The following is a 13387-nucleotide window of genomic DNA, read 5'->3' as shown; positions in this document are numbered from 1 at the left end:
ATTTAGTCGAATACATATAGTATGATTATGTAAATAAGTGATTTTTACTATTACTTTCTCGTATTTTTGTATATAATATAAATGTACTACAAAAGATATATATCTAATTATAGATATATAATAACTAAATGGTTTTAATGTTGTTGTGAGTGTTGAAAATAAATAATATATAATTATTATACCTTATATATTCTATAGTCTTTTTCGACCATTCATGATACCATAAAATATAGTTTTATTTTTTATTTTAAAGGAGTGATTTTATGCCACTTATTGACTTAGCTTTAGTCAACGATGTATGGACCTTAAAACTGTCCATGATCCAAACTGTAGGCCTTGCTGTAATCACGTTATTCATTGGTACTTGGATTAACAAACATTCCAAGTTCTTACAACGTATGTGTATGCCTGCACCAGCTGTAGGGGCTTTGCCATTTGCATTTTTAACTGCTATTCTTTCTTACTACAAGATTTTGAACATTACCTTCGAAGGTTCCCTACAAACATTCTTAATGCTTGCCTTCTTTACTACTATCGGTTTGATGGCATCTTTAAAAGTCCTCAAAAAGGGCGGTATCTTCATTATCTTCTTCTTCCTAGCTTGTGCAGTGTGGATTGTTGTTCAAAACACTGCAGGTATTATGATTGCTAAAGCTTTAGGCATTGAACCAATCATCGGTATTATGGCTGGCTCCGTATCTATGATCGGTGGTCTTGGTACGGCTGGTGCCTTTGGTCCATACTACGAACAATTACTTGGTATCCCTGGTACAGCATCTGCTGCAGTTGCAGCAGCAACATTCGGTATGGTTGCTGGTACAATTCTCGGTGCTCCTGTAGGCGAACGCATTATTAAAATGCACAAAGTTAAAACACCATACGAAAATCCTGAGTTAATGGAAGATGAAGGCATCGACATGATGGAAGATCACGTTGAAGGTGGCGGCAAGCAATTCAACTCTCAAGATCTTTTAACGATTTGTATGTGGATTGGCCTTGCTTTAGGTATCGGTACTATCGTAAGTGCTGGTTTATCCATCCTTACTCCACTACCTGCATACATCGGTGCCATGATTTGTGCTGCTGTAATTCGTAACTTCGGTGACTTCACTAAAGCCTACAAAATCAATGATGCCGCTCTCGATGCAGTATCCAATGTAGCATTATCCTTATTCGTAACAATGGCTATTAACAGCTTGAAACTAGTTCAATTAATCGATCTTGCATTACCATTGATTACTATTTTAGTAGCGCAAATGGCACTTATCTGTGTATTTGCATACCTTATCTACTTCATCTTTGGTCGCAACTACGATGCTGTTATGCTCGGCGCTGGTGCCATCGGCTTCGGTTTAGGTGCTACACCAAATGCGTTAGTTAACATGTTATCCTTGGCGGGCAAACACGGTCCATCCCCTCGTGCATGGCTCGTAGTTTCCTTGGTAGGTGCATTCTTAATCGACTTTGCAAATGCTTTCCTCATTACAACGATGGCTGGCATTCTTTACTAAACAAAAAGGACCCATTCGGGTCCTTTTTTATGCAAAATACTTATTAGCATAAAAAGAGCTTATTAATACAAAAGAGCTTATTAGAATGATATTATCAATCTAATAAGCTCTTTTTACATTATACTATTTAATTAAAGAAGCCCACGCATTGGCTACATCGGCAAATTCTTGAAGGGTAAATGTTTCCCCTCTTCGTTGACCATCGATATTCGCTTTTGCTAACAGCTCTTCGATTCGATCTTTTGATAATCCCGTAGTTTTCATCGTATTGGAAAATGTTTTACGTCGTTGCGCAAAACCAGCTTTCACAACTCGGAAGAATAGTTTCTCATCAATCACATCAACAGGTGGTTTATCTCGTAATACGCAGCGAATGACAGAACTCGTCACCGCTGGAGCTGGCAAGAAAGATTTAGGTGGTACATCAAGCACAATATCCGGTTCAGTATAATATTGTACCGCTACAGATAATGCACCATAATCCTTTGTACCTGGCTTAGCTACCATTCGCAAGGCAACTTCCTTTTGTACCATTACAACGAGGCGCTCAATTGGTAATTTACTTTCTAATAGAGACATAATAATAGGTGTTGTAATATAGTACGGTAAATTAGCAACCACCTTAAATGGTTTATGATTCATGATGGATGGTACATCAAGTTTCAACACATCGCCATGAATAATACGTACATTATCATAGGAGGCCAAAGTAGTGTCTAGGACCTCTAATAAACGTCGGTCTAATTCAATGGCCGTTACATCTGCCCCACTTTGTGCTAACCCCTGTGTCAATGTACCGATGCCAGGACCTACCTCTAGTACAGGTTCACCTGGTGTCAATTCAGCAGCATGTACTATTTCATCAACAATGCCGCGTTTAATAAGAAAGTTCTGCCCTAATTTCTTGCTCATTTTAATATCGAAGCGTTTACATATATAATGCACTACCTCAGGGCTTGCAATTACTGATTCTAACATCTTAACTCCTATTTTAACTATTCACAGCATCTTCAAAAGCATCTCGAGTTATACCATAATGATTTAAACGGTATAAAAACTGTTTCCCATTTCCATAACCAATCCCCAATTTAGCACCAATAATAGCTCGTCGAGCTGCACTATCAGGCATACCAGATAAACCATGACGAACGAGGTCTACCATAGAAAATTCGTTAGAAGATTCTAAAGATTCTACATGTAAAGTGGATAAAGCTTTTCGGATTGACTCTGGAGATGCTTGTTCTATGCCAATATCATCATTCGCAAAAGCTTCATCACGAGGGACAAAAGCATGTTGTGCATTGGGAAATTTTTTCGTCAATACTCGGCGAATTCTCTCCCCTGCCGTGTCAGGATCAGTTAATATGATGATGCCACGTTTTTCATAAGCAACGCGTATCATATCAATAACGCCTTTTCGAAGAGTAAAGCCTTCAGTTGCTATGCAGTCAGCCTCTATAGCTTGAGCAATGCGTTGTATATCAGATTTTCCTTCTACGACGATGACTTGTTTTAGCATAGGTCCTCCTTTATTCTATTAGTACATTGTAACACATATATAACGTTGCTTAAATACTTATAATCGAGTAGTATAAATAGTGTAATATATAAAAGGAGGCCAATTATGACCTTACAACAACTAAAGTATGTCACAACAATTGCAAATATAGGCAGTATTAGTGAAGCTGCTAAGAGATTATTTGTATCTCAACCTAGCCTTACAAAGGCTATTAAAGAATTAGAAAAGGAAATGGGCATTACCATTTTCGATCGCACTAATAAAGGCATTACTGTTTCTAAAGAGGGAGAGCGCTTCCTTGGCTATGCACGCCAAGTATTAGAGCAAGCTGCACTTTTAGAGGAGCAATACAAAAGCCAAAGCGGTGGTAAAAAACAATTCTCTGTTTCTACACAACATTACTCCTTTGCAGTTAACGCCTTTGTAGAACTTTTAAAAGGTGCAGGCATCGATCAATACGATGTATCCTTACGAGAAACACAAACCTATGAAATCATCGATGACGTAGCTCATATGAAGAGCGAAATTGGTTTACTCTATTATAATGATTTCAATCGCCCTGTATTAGAAAAATTAATTCACACCAATGAATTGACCTTTACAGAATTATTTACGGCTCATCCTCATATTTTTATTGGCAAAAACCATCCATTAGCAAATAAGGCTGTAGTGTCTATGGATGAACTTGAGGAATATCCTTATATTTCTTTCGAACAAGGCGATCACAATTCCTTCTATTTCTCTGAAGAGATTTTTAGTACCGTTGTCCGTCCAAAACATATTAGGGTACGCGATCGGGCTTCTCTCTTCAGTTTATTGCTTGGTCTAGATGGATATACCGTATCTAGTGGCGTAATAGATGAGGAAGTAAACGGTGAAAATATCATTTCCGTGCCTCTTGCAGAGGAAGGTTTAATGCATATCGGTTACATTACAAATAATAAAATGCATCGTAGCCGTTTAGGGCAAGAATATATCCAAGCGTTAGAACAATATGTAGGTAACTATGGTAAACACATTAAATTACCTAAAACAAAGGAATAATATCGTATTATATTTGATGATAGTTTAAATGACTCTTCATAATAGTTTAACTGCAAGTAAAAGCACTCCTATTTGGAGTGCTTTTTTGCATATGCATAAAACTCAACACTATAAATTAACCCTTTCCAAAGCATTGGGTACTGTACAACAGAGTAGATACTATAACTTAACATCACATTTTGATATAACTAAAACCATAAAATAACGCACAGATATAACTAAAAGCTATGTGTAACATTAATATATTGATATTTTTATATATACTCATCCTTAGTTATAATAAACCTATCGAATCTATCGGTTATACCGTTTAATATAAGGAGGATTATATATGTCCAAACAATTAGCACCATTCCATTTTGATATCGTAGGTTCTTTCCTACGCCCAGCAGAATTAAAAGAAGCTCGTGAGGCTTTTACAAAAGGAAATATTACTAAGGAAGAACTAACAGCTGTAGAAGATCGTCTCATTACAGACCTCATTCAAAAACAAAAAGCTGCAGGACTTCCTGTTATTACTGACGGTGAATTCCGCCGTGCCTATTGGCATCTAGATTTCATGTGGGGATTCAATGGCGTAAAGGAAATTGAACTTGAACACGGTTATAAATTCCATGGTCAAGAAACAGCGCCTGGTTCTCTCGCCCTTACTGGTAAAATCACAGGCACTAACCATCCATTTGTAGAGCATTTCAAATTTGTAAAACAGTTTGAAGACGAACATACTACAGCTCGTCAAACCATTCCTGCTCCATCTCAATTCTTAGCTGAATTATTCCGCGAAAATAATGGTATTACAACACGTTCCTTCTATCCTGACTTAGAAGAATTAATTCAAGATATTGCTGCTGCATATCGTCAAGTTATTAAAGACCTCTACGAGGCAGGTTGCCGCAACATTCAATTTGACGATTGTACTTGGGGTATGTGCTGTGACCACGGTTATTGGACTGGTCGTCAAAAAGATAAAAGTGTAACTATTGAAGGCGAAACAGCCAAATATTTACGCATTAATAATTTAGCCTTAGAAGGCCGACCTCATGATCTAGCATTCACAACTCATGTATGCCGTGGTAATTACAACTCTACTTGGGCTGCTAGCGGTGGTTATGAACCAGTTGCACCAATTCTATTCGCCAAAGAAAATGTAGATGCATATTATCTAGAATTTGATGATAACCGCTCTGGTGGCTTTGAACCATTGCGCGAAGTGTCTCCTAATAAAAAGGTTGTATTAGGCTTGATTACAACCAAACGCCCTGAATTAGAAGATAAAGAAATCATCAAGGAACGTATTAAAGAAGCTACCAAATATATTCCACTCGAAAGACTTTATCTATCCCCTCAATGCGGCTTTGCATCTTGTGAAATCGGCAATCAATTGACCGAAGAAGAACAATGGGCTAAACTTACATTAGTTAAAGAAATAGCTCAAGAAGTATGGGGTGATTAAATGAGCGAACACACTATATATTTAGGAGGCGGTTGTTTCTGGGGCCTACAAGGATACATCAGAAAAATCGAAGGCGTCCTTTCCACCGAAGTAGGCTATGCTAATGGCCCTACTGAAAATCCAAGTTATGAAGATGTATGTCACAATAGTGGCCACGTAGAAGCCCTCAAGGTGACCTACGATGCAAACACACTTTCCTTGGACCATTTGATTCAATATTTCCTACGTGCTATTGATCCATTCAGTGTTAATAAACAAGGTGGTGACGTAGGTATTCAATATCGAACTGGTATCTACTATACCGATACAGCGGACAAGCCTATTATTGAAAGTACATTAGCACGTGCCCAATCCTTCGAAGGTAAGCCATTTGCCATTGAAGTATTACCTCTATCAAACTACTACGCTGCCGAGGAATATCACCAAAATTACTTAGATAAAAATCCTAATGGCTATTGTCATATTCCACTAGACCTATCCAATGAACCACTTGTAGATGACAACGCCTATAATAAGCCTTCTGAGGAAGAGCTCAAGGCTTTATCTCCGCAAGAGTTCGAAGTTACACAAAACTCTGCTACAGATGCGCCTTTCAGCCATGAGCTAACTGATGAATTCAAAGCAGGCCTTTACGTAGATATCACTACGGGAGAACCCCTCTTCGTTTCTGCTCATAAATTCGAATCTCACTGTGGTTGGCCTAGCTTTACAAAACCAATCGCTAAGGATGTTATTAAATACTACCAAGACGACTCTCATGGTATGAATCGTATCGAAGTGCGCAGCCGCATTGGCAATGCTCACTTAGGACATGTATTCGAAGATGGCCCTAACGGCTCACTTCGCTACTGTATCAATGGATCCGCCTTACGATTTATCCCTAAAGATAAATTAAAAGGTACAAAATACGAATATCTAATTCCATATATTGAAGACTAAAAAAGGACGCCTTAATCATAAGGCGCCCTTTTAGTATACATAATGATTGCTTACTAAGTATGATATATTATGATATATATTTACTAAGCAGGCGATAACTATATAAACCAAATAAAAAGAGAATATATCTATTAGATATATCCTCTAAATTATTATATTAGTCCAATACGTATACTGTAACGTCTTGACGACCAAAGTCCATGGCCTCACCATAAGAGTCCATTACAAGGTCGATTTTATTACCTACAATAGCACCACCTGTATCGGCTGCAATAGCTTCACCGTAACCAGGAATAAATAAACGTGTGCCTAATGGAATAACATCTGGGTCAACAGCTGCAATACCACGTACTGCAGGAACGCCTGTAGCTGTAATACCAGCGCCATCACCATCGCCAGCAAGGTAAGCAGAAGCTTCCATTACGATAGCACGAGATGAGCGACCAGCTATATTACGAGATGTAGTCACTTCACGAGTACCTTCTTTAATAATAGTAGGTACCATTTCGCGTTGTGTTACTTTAGATACGTCATTTGTCTTAATAACCGTACCATTACTATATAATGTTTCACGTTGTACACGTTCTAAACCAGGTTGACCAACTTGAACAACCTCTTCTTCACCTTGTGCCATTGTATCATCTTTTTGTCGAATTACTTGAACAGCAATTTCTTGATCTACTGTGGACAAGGAGCGGCTTGTTACTTGTGCAATTGTGATATGTGTACCACTTAATACAGAACCATTTGCATCACCTACTACGGCATAGTTAGGCATTTTAAAACCAAGTTCATTAGCAACGCCTTGTGCAGTTGTTTCTGTAGTGAAAACAGCTCTAGTTTTACCATTAACAGTTACGTAAACTGGGATGGCACGTACAACAGTTAATGTTGTACCATTTTGAACAGATGTCGAGCTGGAAATAACTTTATCATTTGGATTTAATTTAACCCCAGCATCGCGTACGATACCTTCGTTAGAATTTAAATGCGTTCTAACAGTGTGTGCTGCACCATCTACCATAACGGTAACAGTTTTATCATTATAAGAAAAACCTGTCATAGTTACAGCTGTTACAATCAATCCTGCAACAACAGACGAAATATATCGTTTGTGTGTCTTATGAATTCTCATATTGTAATCCCTCCTGTAATGTAATTATTCTACTACAGATAGATATAACCTGTCAAACGATATAGGTTAACAATAAGAGATAAACGCTTGTAAATACTGAATTTTAAGTTATTTTATTTTCTATATTTTTCGCAAAAGTCCACTGTGTACGTACATATCGACATTTTTTAATACTATACAATATATTCCGAATTGTGTACATATATACGATACCACTACTATATATAGTATGTTAGTTTTTTTTATAATATAAATTGTATTTTTATGTGTTTTTGAATTGTTACCAATTTTTTCTACACATCCCGAAACTTCATTTTTATCTCATTTTTAAAAATATATATATGTAAAAAAGCCTGTAAAAACAGGCTTTTTCACTATTATGAAAATGTATTAAAATTCATCATTCAACACTACGTGTGAATTTCATTATTTATTCATTTTAAACATTGGTTGTAAACGCTCAATTACGGTCATTGACTCCTTATGCTCATGGGCAATAGCCTCTTTCATAAGTTCTTCTTGAGCAGAAATCGGATGTTCTCGATCATTAATTTTACGATATGAACCATCGGCTCTCATAATATGAGCTTTTAAGGTATCTTCTAAATATAAATCCAATATACCTTTAACACGCTCCTTATGTTGTTTATCTTCAATAGGAATCATAAGTTCCACACGTTCATTTAAATTTCTTGGCATCCAGTCTGCACTAGATAAGAATAGACTTTCATTTCCCCCATTTTGGAAATAGAATAGACGATGATGTTCCAAGAACCGTCCTACCACTGAACGTACCGTTATATTATCGCTGACACCGGCAATACCAGGTCTTAGTGTGCAAATACCACGAACGATAAGATCTATGCGAACACCTGCAGCAGAGGCTTCATATAATTTAGCAATAACTTCTTTATCAAGCAAGGAATTCATTTTACCAATAATATATGCTTCTTCACCTTGTTTAGCGAATTCTATTTCACGGTCAATTAATTCCATTATTTTTTCCCGCAAATTTAAAGGGGCGACAATAAATTTATTCCAAATTGGAGGATCGGAATAGCCAGAAATTAAGTTAAAGAAACGAGATGCATCATCGCCATATTCATCGTTACACGTAAATATGCCACAGTCCGTATACATGCGAGCCGTCTTACCATTATAGTTACCTGTAGCTAAATGAACGTAACGTCTAATACCTGCATCCTCTCTACGCACAACCATGGTAATCTTAGAATGAGTTTTAAGACCTTTCAAACCATAAATTACATGACAACCTGCCTTTTCTAAGCGGCGTGCCATATGGATATTATTCTCTTCATCAAAGCGTGCTTTAACCTCCATAAGTACGGTTACTTGCTTGCCATTATCCGCAGCCTTAATCAAGGATGCAATAATTGGAGAATCTCCACTTACGCGATACAAGGTTTGTTTAATAGCAAGCACATCTGGATCTGTAGCTGCTTGTGCAATAAATTGTTCTACTACAGCAAAAGACTCAAAAGGATGGTGAACGAAAAGATCTTGCTTTCCAATAACAGAAAATAGACTTTCACCTTCATGATTAACTAATTCACTAGGTAGTTTAGGTTCAAATGGTACATAACGAAGCTGGTCAAGGCCTGGATAGTTACAGAAATTAAAGTACATACGACAATCAAGATGACCATCTATACGGTATACATCCTTTGGTTCTAATTCAACACTAGTAAGCACAAAGTCTAATAAATTATCCTTTACCTCACCGCACACCTCTAATCGTACCGCATCACCACGACGGCGACGACGCAAAGATGCCTCTACTTCCGATAGCAAGTCTGTGGCTTCTTCTTCATCGATTTCTAAGTCCGCATCACGAGTGATACGAAATACCATATAATCTTCGATGCCATAACCTTGGAAAAACTGATTTGCGTAATATGTAATGACGTCCTCTAGGTAAACGAATCGATGTTCTTTATTACCTCGACTTGGGATTTCAATAATGCGATCCAGTACAGATGGAATAGGCAAGATAGCAATCTTATAATCCTTAGTACCATCTGGTTGTATTTGAAAGATACGCACAATAGCATTGATGGTATGATTTGTTAAAAATGGGAATGGATGACCAGAGTCAACAGCCAATGGTGTTACTACGGGATAAATATGTTCTTCAAAGTAATGACGTAACCAAGCTTTTGATTTTACATCTAACTGATCAGGTTTAATAAAATAGAAACCATATGATTCAAGCTCAGTCAGTACGTTGTTCAAATACGTACTTTGCATCGATACTAGACGTTGTACAGATTCATCAATAGCCTTTAACTGTGCCTTAGCATCCATATGAGCAGCATCGTACTTAACAATACCATTCACAACTTGATGACGTAAACCAGCTACGCGAATCATAAAGAACTCATCTAAATTAGAGCTGGCAATGGCAATAAATCGGAGTCGTTCTAATAAAGGAGTATTTGTATCAATAGACTCTAATAGGACGCGCTGATTAAACTTTAACCAAGACAATTCACGATTAAAATAATACTTTGCATTATTGAACATGACGATCCCCTCCCCTTACTAGTACGATTTCCATACCAAATACCTCTGTAAAGTATTCAGAATCTCGATTAAAGGTCCACCATTCTAAGGAGATATCCTCATTAGTACGACAGAATACATATAGTACATTATCTCTTTCTTCCAATGTTACATCAGAGATTTTTTGATTGCTCCCCGCATCGAGTGCACAAGCAACACGAATAATTGCTACAAGCTTTGTAACCTGAATTTTTTGTAATTCTGTCAATGCATTGAAATACGCATCGTCATCATTTGGCGTTCCCTTGTAGTGATAATATACAACATTAGCTACTACTTGTTTTTCTTCTTCTGAAAGCCCAAATATATCGGTTCCCATTACGATATGATACGCATGCTCTCCATGATTTCGTAAATTTACAAACTTGCCAACCGAGCAAAGAATGGCAGCTATACTACATAAATATCCCCATCGTTCTGGTAAGCCTTTATGGCGTAAAGCATCACAGAATAAAGCGCTAAACTTTTCTACCTCCGCATCATGAATACGGTCTGTATGATATCTTGCGGCCACAGCACGGGCTAACTGTGCATTTTGCTCCCGCAACTGATACATAAATGGATTATTCTCTGACTCTACCCCATAGAACCAACTAATGCCTTGAGAGAATGAAAAGCTACTAAAAATTAATGATTTCGGCCCTATAGCCGTAATAATTTCATTAAACAAAATCATGGTAGGCATTAAAATATTAGCCTTATATTCAGGTAATTTATAACGGTTCATCAACTTTGTTGCAGTTACACCATCAAAAGAATTTATAAGACCTTTAAATCGTTCTGGCTCAACAGTAATGATATCTTCTTTATTATTTTCTTGTCCCATTAAATGAGTCATATATTGCGCTTCGTCACCAGATAAGACAATACTATCAATATTAAAGGTTTGTAGTTCTTCACGGAGTGGTCCAATCATACGGTGTAAATATTCCGTAATAGCCCTTGGAAATGATATAGAAGATCGTTGATTTCGATTAAATGACTCCATAACACGTAAGGAACCACTATGCATATTGCGTTGGAACAGTAAGCTTTCACCACGCCAAACTGTTAAACCGACCCCACCAGATGTAATATCTAAGAATAATGTAGCCTTTGTAGGATCAGTTAGATGGTATTGATGTGTCATCTTGTAATATAGTAAGGCGTATTTGTAATATACCTCTTTCGGCATATCGATGACCTCAACACGCATCCCTGTTTGAATATAAATTTGATCTAAAATACTACGACGATTAGTAGCCTCACGTATTACTGTCGTACCATATAGTTTGGAACGAGTCACGCCATAATCGGCCATTAATTGCTTATATCCCTTTAAAATATGACAGATTTCTTCAATTGTTTTAAAACTCAACCGAGAGGTTTGAAATAACTCCTCCCCAAAGGTTACTTCTCGCGCTGCATAATCGATGACACGTACATCGTCTATGCCTTTATACTCTAATATGGTAATGCTCATGCTACTGGAGCCCACATGTAACACCGCATATCGTAATGCTTTTGGTAATGCCATTATGCCTCCTTACGAGATTCATGCCACTCTATTTCTAATATTTTCTTGAATTCCTTTTTGAAAGATTTTGAAAGCTTTTCTACAGCAGTTTTCGTGACACTTACATCGCGTCCCTCTAGGTAAAATACCTTTATAACTACACTCGTATATTTAATATTTACCTCTAACCGCTTAATAAATTGTTCATGACTTTCATCAAGAGCCTCTGCTATGGCTAAAATAATGGAAAGTTTTTGCCCTAATAAGCGTTGCTCTTGATCTAATAATTTACCATACAAGAAATTTTTATATTCCTTTGGCGTCAATCCATGAGAGTTCATCACTAAAAATGCACTAAAAGCTTGTTCCACATGGGAAATGCCATATAAATTACTATTAACTAACATGTAACAACCATGGCGGGCATGACTATAATAGTTAACTCGTTTGCCTATATCATGCAATAATCCCGCTGCGATTAAGCATCGTCTAAAATTCTTATCCGCCTTATGAAGTGGCTCTAATGCATCATACAAAGTGGTAGCTAATTTCGTAATATACTTAGCATGCACTAGCTCATGCTTTGTCATACTTAGCAGCACATTTTCCGCAGAGTGGACTAAAATATCTTCGATAATTGAATTTCCACCTAAATAATTCTCTCCATAATAATCGTAAAACAAACCTTCCCGTAAACCGCAACCGCCCACAACGAGGGTCTTAGTATTTACATAGTTAAATAGTTCATCCACAATAGTAAGCCCTGCAATGATAATATCTGCACGGTCCGATGATAAACCACTAATTTTTTTACGAGCCTCTAAGGATTTACCTTTTACATCTTCCAAGATTTCGTGAAATCTATGATATGGTAGTTCATAATTATGTAGCTTCGTAATAGGATATGATAGTTTACGTTGATCTATTTTAGCAATATTACGAGCTGTACCACCTATACCTAATAGAGGTAGTTTTATATTTTGAAGCCACGTATGTTCCTTAATGGTTTTCTTTACGGCCTTCGTCATCTTCTCTAGTTCTTTAGGAGTATACTCATCACCTTTTTGATAGGTTCCTGTTAAGGTTAGAGCCCCTATAGGTAAGCTAACAGCTTTCACGATATGTCGATTTTTTACTAGCGTTACCTCTGTACTAGCACCACCTAAGTCAAAGATAATAAAATCTTTGAGCCCAATCGTATTAATAACCCCAAGGAACCCAAGGCGAGCCTCTTCTTCACCAGCAATACATTCTAAATTAAGACCAGTTCGTTCTTTTACAGCTTTAATAAAAGCATCTCCATTTTTAGCTAGACGTACTGCAGCCGTAGCAACAGCTTTTATGGTATCTACCTCCATAGCATTCGCCATATGAACAAAGCCTTTTAATGCGCGTAAAGAACGCTCCATTGCCTCTTTCGTTAACTCATGAGTGCCCCACATATTTTCACTTAAGCGAACACTTTCTTTTTCTTGATATATGAGTCGATAACTACCGGTCTTAGAAATCTCATAAATAACAAAACGAACGGAGTTGGATCCTAAATCTATAAATGCAATACGTTTCATGCTACTAACCTCGACTTACTATAGTTCAGTATGAATATACTTAAGTATACCATAGAAAAACGCGATTCTCACCGATATGGGAGAATCGCGTTTTATAATTTATTATTCTAGTTATACTTGGTGTATTTTGTAATATCTAA

At 37.1% G+C, this 13387-nt stretch carries 10 protein-coding genes; 4 read left to right on the top strand and 6 right to left on the bottom strand.

Translation table 11 applies throughout. From position 1 onward, the window contains the following. Window positions 1-263: 263 nt before the first annotated feature. Complete coding sequence (locus VCHSUH04_RS03590) at window positions 264-1511, top strand: sodium/glutamate symporter (RefSeq protein ID WP_105085386.1); 1248 nt, start codon at window positions 264-266, stop codon at window positions 1509-1511. Between the two features lie 123 nt (window positions 1512-1634). Here the strand turns inward: VCHSUH04_RS03590 and rsmA are convergent, their stop codons facing one another. Both rsmA and rnmV read right to left on the bottom strand, forming a co-directional pair. Next, window positions 1635-2489, bottom strand: coding sequence for a 16S rRNA (adenine(1518)-N(6)/adenine(1519)-N(6))-dimethyltransferase RsmA (gene rsmA / locus VCHSUH04_RS03585; RefSeq protein ID WP_105085385.1), 855 nt, complete (start codon window positions 2487-2489; stop codon window positions 1635-1637). Between the two features lie 13 nt (window positions 2490-2502). Beyond that, on the bottom strand, window positions 2503-3030 hold the full coding sequence (gene rnmV / locus VCHSUH04_RS03580; protein ID WP_105085384.1) for a ribonuclease M5: 528 nt from the start codon (window positions 3028-3030) through the stop codon (window positions 2503-2505). A 105-nt stretch (window positions 3031-3135) separates the two neighbouring features. Between rnmV and VCHSUH04_RS03575 the strand changes: the two genes are divergently transcribed. The 3 genes from VCHSUH04_RS03575 to msrB all read left to right on the top strand — a co-directional run bounded on the left by VCHSUH04_RS03575 (window position 3136) and on the right by msrB (window position 6466). Continuing rightward, the gene (locus tag VCHSUH04_RS03575) at window positions 3136-4074 is read left to right on the top strand and encodes a LysR family transcriptional regulator (RefSeq protein WP_105085383.1); all 939 of its coding nucleotides are present in this window, start codon (window positions 3136-3138) and stop codon (window positions 4072-4074) included. Between the two features lie 331 nt (window positions 4075-4405). Next, window positions 4406-5527, top strand: coding sequence for a 5-methyltetrahydropteroyltriglutamate--homocysteine S-methyltransferase (locus tag VCHSUH04_RS03570; protein WP_105085382.1), 1122 nt, complete (start codon window positions 4406-4408; stop codon window positions 5525-5527). After that, entirely contained in the window at window positions 5528-6466 is a 939-nt protein-coding gene (gene msrB, locus VCHSUH04_RS03565) for a peptide-methionine (R)-S-oxide reductase MsrB (RefSeq protein WP_105085381.1), read from the top strand. A gap of 157 nt (window positions 6467-6623) precedes the next feature. Here the strand turns inward: msrB and VCHSUH04_RS03560 are convergent, their stop codons facing one another. The 4 genes from VCHSUH04_RS03560 to ppx form a co-directional block, all read right to left on the bottom strand. Then, window positions 6624-7601: a 3D domain-containing protein gene (locus VCHSUH04_RS03560; RefSeq protein WP_105085380.1), complete on the bottom strand. Its 978-nt coding sequence runs from the start codon at window positions 7599-7601 to the stop codon at window positions 6624-6626. A gap of 426 nt (window positions 7602-8027) precedes the next feature. Beyond that, entirely contained in the window at window positions 8028-10145 is a 2118-nt protein-coding gene (gene ppk1, locus VCHSUH04_RS03555) for a polyphosphate kinase 1 (RefSeq protein WP_105085379.1), read from the bottom strand. Beyond that, complete coding sequence (locus tag VCHSUH04_RS03550) at window positions 10135-11700, bottom strand: phosphatase (protein WP_105085378.1); 1566 nt, start codon at window positions 11698-11700, stop codon at window positions 10135-10137. Before VCHSUH04_RS03550 ends, ppk1 begins: the two co-directional genes overlap by 11 nt. After that, window positions 11700-13247, bottom strand: coding sequence for an exopolyphosphatase (ppx, locus tag VCHSUH04_RS03545; protein WP_105085377.1), 1548 nt, complete (start codon window positions 13245-13247; stop codon window positions 11700-11702). The genes VCHSUH04_RS03550 and ppx overlap by 1 nt, the downstream gene beginning before the upstream one ends. Window positions 13248-13387: the final 140 nt, after the last annotated feature.

It is taken from the genome of Veillonella sp. T14073-2, from assembly GCF_002959875.1.
Taxonomy (GTDB): Bacteria; Bacillota; Negativicutes; order Veillonellales; family Veillonellaceae; genus Veillonella; species Veillonella infantium.
The sequence above is the reverse complement of the archived record's forward strand: the minus strand, read 5'-3'. Positions and strand labels throughout refer to the sequence as shown.